10 protein-coding genes and 1 pseudogene are annotated in these 16351 nt (G+C 73.6%); 5 read left to right on the top strand and 6 right to left on the bottom strand.

Annotated elements, in window-relative coordinates; genetic code table 11:
* Window positions 1-170: 170 nt before the first annotated feature.
* Window positions 171-2438, bottom strand: a complete 2268-nt coding sequence (gene recD2 / locus AC2RP6_RS25480) for an SF1B family DNA helicase RecD2 (protein ID WP_486448298.1) — start codon at window positions 2436-2438, stop codon at window positions 171-173.
* A 265-nt stretch (window positions 2439-2703) separates the two neighbouring features.
* On the opposite strand from recD2, the gene AC2RP6_RS25475 reads away from it, so the two are divergent.
* Together AC2RP6_RS25475 and AC2RP6_RS25470 are read left to right on the top strand one after the other, a co-directional pair.
* Window positions 2704-3252 carry a DUF937 domain-containing protein gene (locus tag AC2RP6_RS25475; RefSeq protein WP_486448297.1) on the top strand — a complete coding sequence of 183 codons (549 nt, stop codon included), beginning with the start codon at window positions 2704-2706 and terminating at the stop codon, window positions 3250-3252.
* 167 nt (window positions 3253-3419) lie between these two features.
* Window positions 3420-3917: pseudogene (locus tag AC2RP6_RS25470) on the top strand (GNAT family N-acetyltransferase); the annotation flags it as partial.
* Here AC2RP6_RS25470 and AC2RP6_RS25465 read toward each other — a convergent pair.
* Window positions 3868-4794: an EamA family transporter gene (locus AC2RP6_RS25465; RefSeq protein WP_486448296.1), complete on the bottom strand. Its 927-nt coding sequence runs from the start codon at window positions 4792-4794 to the stop codon at window positions 3868-3870. The pseudogene AC2RP6_RS25470 and the gene AC2RP6_RS25465 sit on opposite strands and share 50 nt — an antisense overlap.
* A gap of 89 nt (window positions 4795-4883) precedes the next feature.
* On the opposite strand from AC2RP6_RS25465, the gene AC2RP6_RS25460 reads away from it, so the two are divergent.
* Window positions 4884-5801, top strand: a complete 918-nt coding sequence (locus AC2RP6_RS25460) for a LysR substrate-binding domain-containing protein (RefSeq protein ID WP_486448295.1) — start codon at window positions 4884-4886, stop codon at window positions 5799-5801.
* 179 nt (window positions 5802-5980) lie between these two features.
* The gene (locus tag AC2RP6_RS25455; RefSeq protein ID WP_486448294.1) at window positions 5981-7795 is read left to right on the top strand and encodes a glycoside hydrolase family 3 protein; all 1815 of its coding nucleotides are present in this window, start codon (window positions 5981-5983) and stop codon (window positions 7793-7795) included.
* Window positions 7796-7882: 87 nt separating this feature from the next.
* Here the strand turns inward: AC2RP6_RS25455 and AC2RP6_RS25450 are convergent, their stop codons facing one another.
* Window positions 7883-9316, bottom strand: coding sequence for a S28 family serine protease (locus AC2RP6_RS25450; RefSeq protein ID WP_486448293.1), 1434 nt, complete (start codon window positions 9314-9316; stop codon window positions 7883-7885).
* Window positions 9317-9400: 84 nt separating this feature from the next.
* Window positions 9401-9886 carry a hypothetical protein gene (locus tag AC2RP6_RS25445; RefSeq protein WP_486448292.1) on the bottom strand — a complete coding sequence of 162 codons (486 nt, stop codon included), beginning with the start codon at window positions 9884-9886 and terminating at the stop codon, window positions 9401-9403.
* A gap of 165 nt (window positions 9887-10051) precedes the next feature.
* Between AC2RP6_RS25445 and AC2RP6_RS25440 the strand changes: the two genes are divergently transcribed.
* Window positions 10052-10606 (top strand): EF-hand domain-containing protein, encoded by a 555-nt coding sequence (locus AC2RP6_RS25440; protein WP_486448291.1) that lies wholly within the window; start codon window positions 10052-10054, stop codon window positions 10604-10606.
* Between the two features lie 25 nt (window positions 10607-10631).
* Here AC2RP6_RS25440 and AC2RP6_RS25435 read toward each other — a convergent pair whose 3' ends face one another.
* Together AC2RP6_RS25435 and AC2RP6_RS25430 are read right to left on the bottom strand one after the other, a co-directional pair.
* The gene (locus tag AC2RP6_RS25435; RefSeq protein WP_486448290.1) at window positions 10632-14483 is read right to left on the bottom strand and encodes an ABC transporter ATP-binding protein; all 3852 of its coding nucleotides are present in this window, start codon (window positions 14481-14483) and stop codon (window positions 10632-10634) included.
* A gap of 182 nt (window positions 14484-14665) precedes the next feature.
* Window positions 14666-16351, bottom strand: a complete 1686-nt coding sequence (locus AC2RP6_RS25430) for a thiamine pyrophosphate-binding protein (RefSeq protein ID WP_486448289.1) — start codon at window positions 16349-16351, stop codon at window positions 14666-14668.

Genomic DNA, 16351 nt, shown 5'->3' with positions numbered 1-16351 from the left:
CGACGTAGTGCCTCTTCTTCGAGGTGCCCTGACTGCCTCTACCTTCCCCCATTTGGCGCAGGAGAGTGCACTCGGGGTCGGCCTTTGGTCTTTCTGACGGCACTGAGTGCCGCCAACCTGCTCATCCTGCCCCCTCCGCACGGTGGCGGGAACCCCAAATGATCGATCATCTAGGTGATGTTTCCCACCGGTATCCGTCCGGACAGCCGTGGCGCGACCGCCGTGTACCTCCTGCCTGCGGAAACGGTACGCACCGCCTGGCCGAGGGCTTTTCGGGACCCGACGAGGACGACGAGTTTCTTCGCCCTGGTCACCGCCGTGTAGAGCAGATTTCGCTGGAGCATCATCCAAGCTCCGGTGGTGACCGGGATCACCACGGCGGGGTATTCACTCCCCTGCGAGCGGTGGATGGTGACGGCGTAGGCGTGGGCCAGCTCGTCGAGTTCGGAGAACTCGTAGCCGATCTCCTCGTCCTCCTCCGTCCGCACCGTCAGGCGCTGCTCGTCCACGTCCAGGCCGATGACGACGCCGACCGTGCCGTTGAAGACGCCGTTGGCGCCCTTGTCGTAGTTGTTGCGGATCTGGGTGACCTTGTCGCCCACCCGGAAGACCCGGCCACCGAACCGCTTCTCCGGCAGGTCGGGCCGGGCGGGCGTCATCGCCTGCTGGAGCAGCCCGTTGAGGTGGCCGGCGCCCGCCGGGCCGCGGTGCATGGGGGCGAGCACCTGGACGTCCCGCCTCGGGTCGAGACCGAACCGGGCGGGGATCCTGCGGGCGGCCACGTCCACGGCCAGCACGCCCGCCGCCTCGGTGTCCTCCTCGGGGAAGAGGAAGAAGTCCGGCAGGCCGTCGGTGATGGGCTGGACACCGGTGTTGATCCGGTGCGCGTTGGTGACGACGCCGGACTGCTGTGCCTGCCGGAAGATCCGGGTCAGGCGCACCGCGGGCACCGGGCCGCCCTCCGCCAGCAGGTCCCGGAGCACCTCCCCGGCGCCGACCGACGGCAGCTGGTCCACGTCTCCCACGAGCAGCAGGTGGGCGCCCGGTGCCACGGCCTTGACCAGCTTGTTGGCCAGCAGCAGGTCCAGCATCGAGGCCTCGTCGACCACGACCAGGTCGGCGTCCAGCGGCCGGTCCCGGTCGTAGGCCGCGTCCCCTCCCGGTTTGAGCTCCAGCAACCGGTGCACGGTGGAGGCCTCCGCGCCGGTGAGCTCCGACAGCCGCTTCGCCGCCCGGCCGGTGGGCGCGGCCAGCACCACCTTGGCCTTCTTGGCCCGGGCCAGCTCGACGATCGAGCGCACGGTGAAGGACTTGCCGCAGCCGGGGCCGCCGGTGAGGACGGCGACCCGGCGGGTCAGCGCAAGCCTGACCGCGTCCCGCTGCTCGGGCGCGAGCGCGGCCCCCGTGCGCCCGGCGAGCCAGCCGAGGGCCTTGTCCCAGTCCACGTCCTGGAAGGACGGCATCCGGTCGTGCTCCGCGTGGAGCAGCCGGCGCACCTGCCCGACCAGGGACAGCTCGGCCCGGTGGAAGGGCACCAGGTAGACGGCGGTCAGCGGGTCCGGGCCGCCCTGCGGGTCCGGCACGGACTCCCGGACGACTCCCTCCGGGTCGGCGGCCAGTTCGGCCAGGCACTCGATGACCAGCCCGGTGTCGACCTGGAGCAGCTTGACGCCGTCGGCGATGAGCTTCTCCTCGGGCAGGAAGCAGTGGCCCTGGTCGGTGGACTGGGACAGGGCGTACTGCAGCCCGGCCTTGACCCGCTCGGGGCTGTCGTGCGGGATCCCGACGGCCTGGGCGATGCGGTCGGCGGTGAGGAAGCCGATGCCCCACACGTCGGCGGCGAGCCGGTAGGGCTGGTTCCTGACGACGGAGATGGAGGCGTCGGCGTACTTCTTGTAGATGCGCACCGCGATGGAGGTGGAGACGCCCACGCCCTGGAGGAAGACCATGACCTCCTTGATGGCCTTCTGCTCCTCCCAGGCGGCCCCGATCAGCTTCGTCCGCTTGGGGCCGAGCCCGGGCACCTCGATCAGCCGCTTCGGCTCGGCCTCGATCACGTCGAGCGTGGCGGTGCCGAAGTGCTCCACGATCCGGTCGGCGATCTTCGGTCCGATGCCCTTGATCAGTCCGGAGCCGAGGTAGCGCCGGATGCCCTGGATGGTGGCGGGCAGGACCGTACGGTAGTTCTCCACGCTGAACTGGCGGCCGTACTGCGGGTGCGAGCCCCAACGGCCCTCCATGCGCAGCGACTCCCCGGGCTGCGCCCCGAGCAGGGAGCCGACCACGGTGAGGAGGTCGCCGCCGCCGCGGCCGGTGTCGACGCGGGCGACCGTGTAGCCGCTGTCCTCGTTGGCGTAGGTGATGCGCTCGAGCACACCCTCGACCACCGCCAGTTGCACCGCCGGCCGCTCCGCCGCGCGTACCCCGTCCGTTGCCATGCCCCGAAGCTACCGGGCGGCGCCGACATCCCGTCAGGCCTGTGGACAGCGCGAAGGGGGTCCCGCCTCACGGCCGGACCCCCTCACGGTTACCCCTCCCTCGTCGGACTTCCCGATCCCCCCAGATCCCTCCCCGGAAGTGCCGACGCACCATACGACCCGCGGCCCCCCGGGAGGGTTGCATCCGGAGTCCCAGATTTACGTTTCCGTTACCCAACGCCTACCCGAGGTGCCGGTGAATCGGCACAGACGTAGCGTTTCAGGCATGAGCGAATCCTCTTTCCAGGACGACGTGCTGGGCGAGCTCGGTGACGACCGGCTGAACGAGATCGCCTCGCTGCTCGGCACGGACGCCGCCGGCGCCCGCGACGCCGTGACCACGACGGTGGGCGCGATGGCCGGCGGCCTCCAGGAGAAGGCCGGCGCTGACGACGAGGACGGCGCGGAGGTGCGGCAGGCCTTCGCCGAGGTCTCCGAGCCCCCGCTGCAGGGCGTCTCCACGCTCGGCGGCGGCCTGGGCGGGCTGCTGAGCGGCGGCATGATGGCCGGGGTGCTGGCCAAGCTGAGCCGGCCCGTCGCCAACGCCGTCTCGAAGAAGACCGGCATCCCCGCGGCGACCGTCAGCCGGGTCATCGAGATGCTGATCCCGGTGGTGCTGGCGGTGTTCGCCAAGCGCGCGGCCGCCGGCAAGACCCCCGGCGCCCCGGCCGGCGCCGGAGCGCCGGCGGGCGGAGCGCCCGGTGCGGGCCCCGCGGGTGCGGGCGGCGGCCTCGCCGACCTCCTGGGCCAGATCCTCGGCGGCGGCAGGAAGTAACCCGCCGGGAACGCCCCCGGCCCACCCGGACGGCGCAGCGCGGGGCGGCGGTCGCGCGACGTCCCCCCGGCCCGCCCCGCGCGCTATCCTCGGGCGCCATGGACACGCCCGCGGCACCCCGGACGCCCGAGGCCCCCGAGGCCCCCGAGGCCCCCGAGGCGCAGGGTGTGCGCCTGCGCGACCCGGAGCCCGGCGACCTGGGCTGGATCGTGCAGCGCCACGGCGCGCTGTACGCCGCCGAGTACGGCTGGAACGCCGGGTTCGAGGGCCTGGTGGCCCGGATCGTCGCGGACTTCGCCGAGGACCACGACCCGTACCTGGAACGCGTCTGGATCGCCGAGCTGGACGGCCGGCCCGTGGGCTCGGTGATGTGCGTACGGGAGGACGGCGCCCCCGGCACCGCCCGGCTCAGGCTGCTCCTGGTCGACCCGGAGGGTCGCGGCCGCGGCATCGGCGGGCTGCTGGTCGACACGGTCGTCGCCTTCGCCCGCTCGGTCGGCTACCGCGAGCTGGTGCTGTGGACCAACGACGTGCTGACCGCCGCCCGCGAGCTCTACCTGCGGGCCGGCTTCTCCCTGGTCGCCGAGCGCCCGCACCGTTCGTACGGGGTCTCCCTCATCGGACAGGACTGGCGGCTGCCCCTGCAGGACGGCTCGCCGCGCTGACGCCCGCCGTACGGTCCCGGGGCCGCGCGGGGGCCAGGGACGTCAGGGCCACCCCGCCGACCAGCAGCACCGCCGCCACCCAGCGCAGGCCCGACACCTGCTCCCCCAGCACCAGGGCCGCCGAGGACATGCCGAAGACCGGCACCAGCAGGCTGAACGGGGCCACGGACGAGGCCGGGTAGCGGCGCAGCAGCCAGCCCCAGGCCCCGAAGCCGAAGACGGTCGAGACCCACGCGACGTACGCGATGACGCCGACCCCGGACCAGTCCAGGGCCCGCAGCGCGGCGAGGTCCCGCTCGGGCCCCTCCAGGAGCAGCGACAGCCCGAACAGCGGCAGCACGGGAACGGTGCACACCCACACCATGAAGTTCAGCGCGTCGGGCGGGGAGGCCTTGCGGGTCAGGACGTTGGAGACGCCCCAGCAGGCGGCGGCCGCCACGACCAGGGCGAAGCCGAGCACCGGCCCGGAGGTCCCCCCGTCCACGGCGGCCACCGCGATCCCGGCCAGCGCCACGGCCATGCCGGTCACCCGCACCGGGCCCGGCCGCTCGCGCAGCACGACGGCGGCGAGGACGGCGGTGAAGACGGCCTGGACCTGCAGGACGAGGGAGGACAGCCCGGCCGGCATCCCCGCGTCCATGCCGGTGAAGAGCAGGCCGAACTTGGCGATGCCGAGGGCGATCCCCACGCCCACGATCCACTTGAGGGCGACCTTGGGCCGCCCGACGAAGAACACGGCGGGCAGGGCGGCGACGAGGAAGCGCAGCGCGGACAGCAGCAGGGGCGGGAAGTGGCCGAGTCCGATCTCGATGACCACGAAGTTGAAGCCCCAGACGGCGGCGACGAGCACGGCGAGTGCGGTGTGTACGGGACGCATGGACCGAGCATCACCTCGGTGAACCATGTAGCACCAGCGCGAATCTCTTCCCCGATGGATGAAGCACCGCTTACGAATAGGATGGGGGCATGCTCGATCTCGCCCGGCTGCGCGCCTTGCACGCCGTATCGGTCCACGGTTCGGTCGCGGCCGCGGCGGCCGCCCTCGGCTACACCCCGTCCGCGGTCTCGCAGCAGATCGCCAAGCTGGAGCGGGAGACCCGCACCACCCTGCTGGAGCGGCGCGGGCGCGGGGTCGCCCTGACCGAGGAGGCCCGCCACCTGGCCGACACCGCGCAGGAGTTGCTGGCCATCGTGGAGCGTGCCGAGACCACCCTGGAGGAGCGCCGCGGGCAGCCGAGCGGGCTGCTGACGGTCGCCGCGTTCGCGTCGGCCGCGCGCGGACTGCTGCCGGGGGTGCTGGCCGAGCTGGCCGCCCGGCACCCGGCCCTGGACGTGCGGCTCACCGAGGTCGACCCGCACCTGTCCGTGGACCTGGTGGCCCGCGGCGTCACCGACCTGGCGGTGGCCCACGACTGGGACATCGCCCCGCTGCCCGCGCCCGAGGGCGTGGAACAGGCCCTCATCGGGGACGACCTGTGCGACCTGGTGGTACCGGCCGGCCACCCCTTCACCACGCGCGGGACCGTCCGGCGCTCGGACCTCGGCGGCCAGCGCTGGGTGTGCCAGCCGCCCGGCCGGGTCTGCCACGACTGGCTGATGCGGACGCTGCGCACGGCCGGCTTCGAGCCGGACGTGGCGCACGTCGCGGAGGAGAACCACACCATCGTCGCCCTGGTGGCGGCCGGGCTCGGGGTGGCGGTCGTCCCCCGGCTGGGCACCGGCGTCCTGCCGCCGGGCGCCGTGGCCGTACCGCTGGAACCGGGCCCGGTGCGCAGGCTGTACGCCCTGTGGCGCGCCGGAGCCGCCCGCCGCCCGGCCATCACGGAAACGGTCCGTACCCTCCAGGCCCACTGGCCGCCGCGCCGGGCCGGGTCCGCGACGTAGCGCGCCGCCCGCAGGCGTGACGGTGCGGGCGCGACCGGGCCGGCGTGGTGCCCGAGGAGACACCCCGGCCCGCGGCCGGCCCGTCGGCACCGCCGGCTCCGGCCGACGGGACGCCCCGGCAGGGCGACACGCACCGACACGCCCGGCGGGGTCCGGACGGCAGCGGTAGGGTCCGGGCCGTGCCGAACCACGCCTCCCGCCGGACCCTGCTCGCCGCGGCCGCCGCGGCCGCCGCCACGGCCGCGGGGGCGGTCGCCGCCACCTCGGGCACCGCCCGCCCCGCCTCCGCCGACTCCGCCGACGCCCGCAACCCCGAACGCCCCCCGGGCCGCCGCCCCGACCTGGCCGCACTCCGGCGAGCCGTGGACCGGATGAGCCTCGCCGAGAAGGTCGGCCAGCTCTTCGTCTCCCGGGCGTACGGGCATTCCGCGACCGCTCCCGACCCGGCCGACGCCGAGCAGAACCGGGCCGCGTTCGGCGTGCGCACCGCCGCCGAGCTGGTCTCCCGCTACCACCTCGGCGGCATCGTCTACTTCGCCTGGGCCCACAACACCCGTACCCCGCACCAGATCGCCGCGCTCTCCACCGGCCTCCAGCAGGCGGCCCTCACCTCCGGCGCCCGGATCCCGCTGCTGCTCTCCACCGACCAGGAGCACGGCGCCGTGGCCCGCATCGGCAAGCCCGCCACGCTCTTCCCGGGAGCGATGGCGCTCGGCGCCTCCGGTTCCGTCGCCGACGCCCGGCGCGCGGCCCGTATCGCGGGCTTCGAGCTGGCCGCCATGGGCATCCGGCAGGACTACGCCCCCGTCGCCGACGTCAACGTCAACCCGGCCAATCCGGTCATCGGCGTGCGGTCGTTCGGCTCGGACCCGCGCGCCGTCGCGGAGCTGGCCGCCGCCCAGGTGCGCGGCTACCAGGCGGCCGGCGTGGCCGCCACCGCGAAGCACTTCCCGGGCCACGGGGACACCGAGACCGACAGCCACGTCGGCCTGCCGGTCATGCGGCACTCCCGCGCCCAGTGGGAGGAGCTCGACGAGCCGCCCTTCCGGGCCGCGGTGGAGGCCGGCGTGGACGCCGTCATGACGGCGCACATCGTCTTCCCCGCGCTCGATCCGTCGGGGGACCCGGCGACCCTCTCCCGGCCGATCGTCACCGGCATCCTGCGCGAACGCCTCGGCTTCCAGGGGGTGGTGGTCACCGACGCCCTGGACATGGCCGGGGTACGCCAGAAGTACGGCGACGACCGCGTGCCCGTACGGGCCCTCCTGGCGGGCTGCGACCAGCTGCTGAACCCGCCGGACCTGCCCCTCGCCCACCGCAGCGTGCTGGCCGCCGTCGCGTCGGGCGAGCTGACGGAGGCCCGGATCGACGAGTCGGTGCTGCGGATCCTGGAACTGAAGTCCCGCCGGGGTCTGTTCGACGAGGCCCACCCCTCGGCCGCCTCCGTGGACGCGGTCGTCGGCGTGCGCGAGCACCTCGACGCCGCCGACCGGATCGCGGCGGCCACCACGACCCTGCTGGCGAACCCCGGCGCCCTGGTGCCGCTCGACGCCGGGGCCGCGCCGCGCCTCCTGGTCACGGGGACGGACCCGGTCTCCCCCAGCGCCACCACGGGACCGCCCACCGTGGTCCTGGCCCGGGAGCTGACCGCGCTGGGCTGCCGGGCCACGGCGGTGCCGCCGGCGCGCGCGGTGGCCGCGGCGGCCGGCAACGCCGCGGTGCTGGTGTGCACGTACAACGTCCCGGAGGGCGACAGTCCGCAGCGCACCCTCGTGACGGACCTGATCGCCACCGGCGTCCCGGTGGTGCTGGTGGCGCTGCGCAACCCGTACGACCCGGCCCGGCTGCCGGCCTGCGCGGCGGAACTCGCGACGTACTCGTGGGGGGACGCGGAGATGCGGGCGGCGGCCCGGGTCCTGACCGGGGCGGCGCGTTCCGCGGGCCGTCTCCCGGTCCCCGTCCCCGGCCGCTATCCGCTGGGCCACGGGCTGTAGCCGGCCGGCCGACACCGGCCGGGAACACGGCGGAGGGCGCGCCCGCACCGTGCGGACGCGCCCTCGTCACTTCCGGCCGTGCGGCGTCTACGGCCGCAGCTGCGGCTCGCGCTCCAGGTCGCGCCGGTCGAGCTCGGCGTCCGGGGCCGCCAGCGGGGCCGCCCGGCCCGCGTCGGCGAGCGCGGCGGCCGGAGCCACCCCGGCCCACTGGAGGATCTTGGCGGTCGCGAGGGCCTTCTCGCCGTCCATGAGCTTGGCGACGTTCGCGCCGTGGTTGGCGCCCGGGGCGATCATCACGTGGCTGTCGCGGGCCCCGTAGCCGATGCGGAACGGCTCGGCGCCCCACGGGTCGTTCTGGCCGTACACGAACAGCATCTGGTTCGCGTGGTCGCGCACCCACGCGTCGATGTCGGCCATGGCTCCCGGCTGGAAGGTCATGGGGATGTCACGGGGCACGAAGTTGCGCGGCGGCTGGTAGCCGTAGCGGCTGAGGTTGCCCAGGTGCGGCTGCTTGATGTCCGGGGAGCCGAGCTGGGTGCCCGCCTGGTAGTAGTACGGCGTGTACGTCTCCAGGCCCTGGTCGGTGTAGGCGGAGAAGCCGGAGATCGCGTCGATCGAGTCCCAGATCTCCTGGTCGGTGGCGGTGGCGGCGGCCGGGATCGAGGCGCAGTCGGCCAGCAGGCTGTACTGCCAGAAGGCCCACACGTAGTCGAGGACGACGGCCTCGTAGGCCTTGTCGAGGTTGCCGACGGTGGTGAAGGTCCAGCCGTTCTCGGCGGCGGCCGTGGCGTACTTGGCCTCCAGCGGCTCCCGGCGCACCAGTGCCTCGCGCTGCACCGCGTTCAGCTTGTCGCGGCACTCCTTGGTGCCGACCTTGGCGAAGAACCGGTCGTAGGCCGAGTCCTCCTTGTTGACGACGTCGTTGGGCGCGACGTACGCGACGACGCCGTCCATGTCGCGCGGGTAGAAGCGCTCGTAGTACGTGGCCGTCATGCCGCCCTTGCTGCCGCCGGTGGCCAGCCAGTTCTTCTTGTAGATCTTCTTCAGCGCGGTGAAGAGGCGGTGCTGGTCACTGGCGGCCTGCCAGATGTCCAGGTTGGCCCAGTTGGCCGGGTCGGGCCGGGAAGGCGTGAAGAATCGATACTCCAGAGAGACCTGGTTCCCGTCGACGATGGTCGTCGGCTCGCTGCGGCGCGGGCTGGTGTTGACGTTGTAGCCGGAGGTGAAGAACACCGACGGCCGCGAGACGTCCTTGTGCAACAGGGTCAGGCGCTGCTTGAAGGTGCCCTTCCACGGCTGCCGGTGGTCGACCGGCTGCTCGTAGTTCAGCACGAAGAATCGGTAGCCGGGGTACGGCTTCTCCTCGATCAGGCTCATCCCGGGAATGCCGAGGATCTGGTCCTTGATGTCCGCGGCGGCCGCCGGCTGCGCGGCGGTGGCCGCTTGTGCCGTGGAGCCGGCCGCACCCATGGTGCCGATGAGCACCACGAGCGACAGCAGCCATCCGAGCGTCTTGCGCATTCGCCCTCCCCTTGAGTTCACTTCGGTCGCCGTGAACCTAGCCGGGGCAACACGCCACTGAACAGACCCCGTTGGGACTGACCCTCAGCACAGGATCCAGCCGGAGTCGGCCGAACCGCCTGCCACGCTCCCCTTCACGTACACACAGCGGTTGATCGCCCCCACAGTGACGGGACCGGCATGCCGGGTGAAACGCCCCGCGTCGCGCACCGGCGCGCCGCCGCGCGGCTGAATGCTCACCGCCATCCGCCGGCGCTCCCCGGGCGTCCGGGCCACGGTCACCGCGCAGGCCTGCTTGCGGCTCTTGTAGACGTGCAGCTCACCGGCGTCGAAGGCCAGCGTCCGGGCCAGCCGGCCCGCGCACCCGGCGGGTGCGGCCTGGACCGGCGGTCCGGCGAACAGCCCGCCGACACAGAGCCACAGGGCCGTTGTGAGCGCTCCCAAAGACGCGGCACGGCGGCCCCGTCCGCTCCGTTCCAGCACCATCCAGTCCCCCGATCGGTCGCGCGCACGGACGACGTGCGCACGGACGTACGACGCCGGGGCGCCCCGGAAGGTTGCGTCGGCCAAGGACCGGCCACCACGCCGCGACCCGCGCCTCCCTCGTACGGGTGCATCCACAACTCCCGCGCAGCCGTAGGGAAGTTCGCGCCTCACGGGACGATTACGCTAGGTGACCGCAAGCCCGCACCACGTGTCCACGCGGATGTGGACGGAGCCGTGAAAGGCACTCACATGACGAACGACCTGCTCGACCGCAAGCTGGCGCGCGCCTTCACGCACCTGGACGCCGACCGGAGCGGGGTGATCGACGCCGACGACATCATCGCGCTGGGCTCGCGGCTGCTGACCGCCCTCGCGGAGCCCGCGGACTCGCCGAAGGCCACCCTGGTGATGGGCGGTCTGGCCGACTTCTGGCAGGACCTCTTCACCGAGCTGGACCTGGACCGGGACGGCAAGGTCACGCCCGAGGAGTACAAGACGGGCATGACCCGGCTGTACGCGCAGGGCGGCCCGGCCTACGACCGCTCGTTCCGTCCGATGATGCAGGCGATCCTCACGATCGTGGACACCGACGGCGACGGGCGCATCAGCCCCGAGGAGTTCCACCGGGCGCAGGAGGCCTTCGACACCGACCTGAGCCCCGCCCACACCGAGGCGCTCTTCCACCGGATCGACGCGGACGGGGACGGCAGCCTGACGGTGGACGAGCTCCTCGGCGCGGTACGCGAGTACTACACCGGCACCGACGAGGACGCCCCGGGGAACCTGCTGTTCGGCGAGTTCTGATCCCCGGGGCGGCCCCGCCGCCCGTTCAGGCCGCGGCGCGCTCGTCCTCCCCGACGAAGGTGCGCCACAGCTCGGCGTACCGGCCGCCGCGCGCCAGCAGTTCGCTGTGGGGGCCGTCCTCGACGACCCGGCCGCGGTCCATCACGACGACCCGGTCGGCGCGTGCGGCGGTGGTCAGCCGGTGCGCCACCACCAGCGTGGTGCGCTTGCCGGCGAGCCGGTCCGTGGCTTGGTTGACCTGGGCCTCGGTGGCCAGGTCCAGGGCGGCGGTGGCCTCGTCGAGCAGCAGCACGTCCGGGTCGACCAGCTCGGCGCGGGCCAGCGCGATCAGCTGCCGCTGTCCGGCGGAGAGGTTGCGGCCCCGCTCGGCGACGGTGTGCAGGTAGCCGCCGTCCAGGGTGGCGATCATGGCGTGGGCGCCGACCGCGCGGGCGGCGGCCTCCACCTCGGCGTCGCTCGCGCCGGGACGCCCGTAGGCGATGGCGTCGCGGACGGTCCCCGGGAAGAGGTACGACTCCTGGGGGACCACGCCCAGCCGGTGGCGGTACGCCGTCAGGTCGAGCTCCCGCAGGTCGGCGCCGTCGGCGGTGATCCGGCCCGAGGTCGGGTCGTAGAACCGGGCCACCATCTTGACCAGGGTGGACTTTCCGGCGCCGGTCTCGCCGACGAAGGCGACGGTCTGCCCGGCGGGTATGCGCAGGCTGATGCCGGCGAGGGCGTCGCCCTTCTCGCCGCGTTCGGCGGCCGTCCCGTACTGGAAGCGGACGTCCTCGAAGGCGATCTCCCCGCGCAGCGCGGGCAGTTCCCGCGGGGCCTGCGGCTGCGGGGTGGTCGTGGGCTCGCGCAGCAGGTCCTGGATGCGGCCGAGGGAGACGGTGGCCTGCTGGTAGCCGTCGAAGACCTGGGAGAGCTGCTGGACCGGGGCGAAGAACAGGTCGATGTAGAGCAGGTACGCGACCAGCGCGCCGGTGGTGAGCGTGCCGGCCTCCACCCGACCCGCGCCGACGATCAGCACGGCGGCCGCGGCGGCCGAGGACAGCAGCTGCACGAACGGGAAGTAGACCGATATCAGCCACTGGCCGCGGACCCGGGCCTCGCGGTAGGAGTCGCTGCGCTCGGCGAAGCGGGTGGCGCCGGAGCCCTCGCGGCGGAAGGCCTGGACGATCCGCAGGCCGGAGACTGACTCCTGCAGGTCGGCGTTGACCAGGCTGACCCGGTCGCGGGCGAGTTCGTAGGCGGCCACGGACCTGCGGCGGAACACGATCGTCCCGACGACCAGGACGGGCAGGGTCGCGAAGACGATCAGTGCGAGCTCGACGTCGAGGACGAGGAGGGCGACCAGGATCCCGAAGAAGGTGAAGACGGAGACGACGGCCGTGACCAGTCCGGTCTGCAGGAACGTGGACAGCGAGTCCACGTCCGTGGTCATCCGGGTCATGATCTTGCCGGTCAGTTCGCGCTCGTAGTAGTCCAGGCCGAGTCGCTGGAGCTGGGCGAAGATCTTGACGCGGAGCGCGTACAGGACGCGCTCGCCGGTACGGCCCGTCATGCGGGTCTCGGCGAACTGTGCCGCCCACTGGGCGACGACGACCGCGAGGGCGAGCCCGGCGGCCACCCAGACGGCGCCGAGCACGGCCTGTTCCACGCCCTGGTCGATGCCGTGGCGGATCAGGATCGGCAGGAGCAGTCCGGCGCCCGCGTCGACGGCGACGAGGGCGAGGCTGATGGCGAGCGGCGCCCAGAAGCCCCGCAGCAGGCGGCGCAGTCCGTAGCTCTCCTCGGCGGCCGCGGCGCGGGTCTCGTCCACCTCGGGCCGGTCGTCGGCGGGCGGCAGCGCGGCCACCTGGGCGAGCAGTTCGGGGGTGGCGGGCATGCCGGCGACGGCGCCGGCCATGGAGTGGCCGGCTCCGGGCGCCCCGGTGCCCGGAGCGGGCGCGCCGGCGACGGCCGCCTCGGGCTCCTCGCGGCGGCGCCACAGCTCGGGGGTGATCCCGGCGGGGACCCTGCGCTTGGCGTTGACGGGCTCGGAGTCGATCTCCGCCTCGAACTCGATGTCGCGTTCGAGGTCGCGGTCGAGGTCGCTCTCGAACTCGGCCATCGCGAGGGCGTCCGGGGTCCGCGGCGAGCCGGCGCCGAGCGCGTCGGGGTCGGTGAGCAGCCTGCGGTAGAGCGGCGAGCGCTTCTCCAGCTCCTCGTGCGTGCCGATCTCGGCGAGCCGCCCGCGGTCCAGTACGGCGATCCGGTCGGCCAGCGCCAGCGTGGAGCGGCGGTGGGCGATCAGCACGGTGGTCCGGCCGGCCATGACGGCCCGCAGGGCCTCGTGGATCTCGTGCTCGACGCGGGCGTCCACGGCGGAGGTGGCGTCGTCGAGGAGCAGCAGCCGGGGGTCGGTGAGGATCGCCCGGGCCAGGGCGATGCGCTGGCGCTGGCCGCCGGAGAGGGTCAGGCCCTGCTCGCCGACCTTGGTGTCGTACCCGGCGGGCAGGGCCCGCACGAACCCGTCGGCCTGGGCGGCGCGGGCGGCGGCCTCGATCTGCTCGTCGGTGGCGCCGGGGTGCCCGTAGGCGATGTTGGCGCGGATGGTGTCGGAGAAGAGGAAGGAGTCCTCGGGGACGAGGCCGATCGCGCCGCGCAGGGAGGCGTAGGTCAGCTCGCGGACGTCGTGGCCGCCGATGCGGACGGTGCCGCGGTCGGCGTCGTAGAAGCGCGGCATCAGGAGCGAGACGGTGGACTTTCCGCTGCCGGAGGCGCCGACGACGGCGACGGTCTCGCCCTCCGCGACGGAGAGCGAGAAGCCGTCGAGGACGGGGCGTTCGGGGTCGTATCCGAAGTGCACGTCCTCGAAGTCGACGGTGGCGGGCGCGTCGGCGGGCAGTTCGCGGGTGCCCTCCGCGATGGCGGGCTCGGTGTCGATGAGCTCGAAGACGCGTTCCACGCCGGCGCGGGCCTGCTGGGCGACCGTGAGGACCATGGCGAGCATCCGGACGGGACCGACGAGCTGCGCGAGGTAGGTGGAGAAGGCGACGAAGGTGCCGAGGGTGACCTGCCCCTCGGTGGCCATCCAGCCGCCGAGCGCCAGCATGGCGACCTGGGCGAGCGCGGGCACGGCCTGGAGGGCGGGGGTGTAGCGGGAGTTGAGCCGGATGGCCCGCAGCCGTCCGGCGAAGAGCCGGCGCCCGGCCTCGCGGAGCTTGCCGGTCTCCTGCTCCTCCTGCCCGAAGCCCTTGACGACGCGTACGCCGGTCACGGCGCCGTCGACGACGCTCGCGACGGCGGCGGCCTGGCCCTGCGCGTACCAGGTGGCGGGGAAGAGCTTCTTGCGGCTGCGCTTGGCGATGAACCACAGCGCGGGGGCCATCAGCAGCGCGACGACGGTCAGCAGCGGCGACAGCCACAGCATGATCCCGAGGGACATCCCGAAGAGCAGGAAGTTCCCGATCGTCATCGGGAGCATGAAGAGCAGGCCCTGGATGAGCTGGAGGTCGGTGGTGGCGCGTCCGACGACCTGCCCGGTCGACAGCTCGTCCTGCCGCCGTCCGTCGAGGCGGGAGATGGTGTCGTACATGTCGGTGCGCAGGTCGTGCTGCACGTCGAGGGCGAGGCGTCCGCCGTAGTACCGGCGTACGTAGGTGAAGACGTACACGAGCAGGGCGGCGGCTATGAGCGTCCCGGCCCAGGGGCCCATGGGCTTGGTCCGGTCGCCGATGACGTCGTCGATGATCACCTTGGTGACCAGGGGCACGACCGCCATGACGGCCATGCCCGCCAGCGAGGAGCCGAGCGCGAGGAGCACGTTGGTCCGGTACCGCCAGGTGTAGGCGGCCAGCCTCCTGGCCCAGCCCTGTTTCTCCCCCGCCGCTGTCTGTGCCGCCGCCACGTAGGCCTCCCCGTTCGGTCCTGTCCTGCCGGAAGCGGGAACGCCCCGACCGGCGGATTTCATCCCGCCGCAACGATTCGAACGTGTACGCAGGTCGGCTCCGGCGCACCCGGGGAGCCCCTCGGTTGGGCCGCCCGGGTCGCCTCCCGGCCCCCGGGCCGCCCACCCGGCGGCCCGGGGGGTCACAGGTGGGTCGGGGCGAACATCCTCGGGGTGGCCGGGAGGACGAGGACCGACGGGCCCGGGGTGGCGAGGGCCTTGCCGAGGTCGGCCGCCAGGGATTCCGGGGTGGTCGTGGCGGCCGGGACCCCGAAGGACTCGGCCAGGGCGACGAAGTCGGGGCGGGTGAGTTCCGTGCCCGTGGTGCGGCCCTCGAAGGCGTCGCTCATGTACGCGCGCAGGATTCCGTAGCCGCCGTCGTCGACGATCAGCCAGGTGACGTCCAGGTCGTGCTGGCGGGCCGTGGCCAGCTCCGCGAGGGAGTACATCGCGCCGCCGTCGCCGGAGACGGCGAGCACCGGGGTGCCGGGCTCGGCGACGGCCGCGCCGAGGGCGGCCGGGAAGGCGTAGCCGAGGCCGCCGGCGCCCTGCGCCGAGTGCATGGTGTTGGGGTGCTTGGCGTCGAAGGCGGACCACGCCCAGTAGGACAGGATCGTCATGTCCCAGAAGGACGGGGAGCGGGCCGGCAGCGCGGACCGGATCGAGGTCAGCAGGGACTGCTCCAGGGCGAGGTCCTGGTCGGCGAGGCGGGCGGCGATGTCCCGCAGGACCAGGCGGACCCGCTCGGGGGCGTGGTCGTCCCGCCGCTCGGGGACCGTCTCCAGCAGGGCCTGGAGGGCGAGGCGGGCGTCCGCGTGGATGCCCAGCGCCGGGTGGTTGGACTCCAGCTTGCCGAGGTCCGCGTCGATCTGCACGACGCGGCCCGTGGGGAAGAAGGTGTGGTAGTTCGACGACAGCTCCCCCAGGCCGGAGCCGACGACGAGGAGCACGTCGGCGTCTTCGAGGAAGTCCGTCATGTGGCGGTCCTCCAGCCAGGACTGGAGGGACAGCGGGTGCGTCCAGGGGAAGGCGCCCTTGCCGCCGAAGGTGGTGACCACGGGTGCGTTCAGGCGTTCCGCGAGCTGCCGGAGCTTGCCGGAGGCGTCCGCGCGGACGACCCCGCCGCCGGCGATGATCACCGGGCGGGAGGCGCGGGAGAGCCAGTGGGCGGCCACCGCCGTCAGCTCGGGGCGCGGGGCGAGCTCGTGCGGGGTCGCGTCCGTGCCCGTGACCTGCGGGACGATCGTCTCCGACCGCAGGACGTCCTCGGGGATCTCCACCCAGACCGGGCCGTGCGGAGCGGTGAGCGCGGACTCCCAGGCCTCGGCGATCACCGAGGGGATCTGGGAGGGGGTGCGCGCCTCGTGGACGGACTTGACCACGTCCCGGAAGGACGCGGCCTGGTCGCGCAGCTCGTGCAGGTGGCCGCGGCGTCCGCCGCCGAGACCGGCGACGGGGACCTGGGAGGAGACGGCGAGGACGGGGGCGGAGGCCGCCGCCGCCTCCGCCAGGGCCGGCAGGGCCGTCAGCGCTCCGGGGCCGGTGGACAGCAGCAGGGGCGCCGCCTCGCCGGTGATCCGGCCGTACGCGTCGGCCGCGAAGCCGGCGTTGTTCTCCACCCGGAGGGTGACCAGGCGCAGGTCGGAGCGCCCCACCGCGTCGAAGAGGCCGAGGGCATGCTGCCCCGGCAGTCCGAACACGGTGGTGGCGCCCAGCGCACGCAGCGTCTCCACGACCAGGTCCCCGCCCGTCCGCCCCGGCGGCGGGGCCAGGGCGGCGGCCGTCTGGGCCTCGGTGGGACGGAGTACCAGGTCGTGGTCGTGCGTCAC

This window comes from Streptomyces sp. WAC03905 (assembly GCF_057371075.1).
The sequence above is the reverse complement of the archived record's forward strand: the minus strand, read 5'-3'. Positions and strand labels throughout refer to the sequence as shown.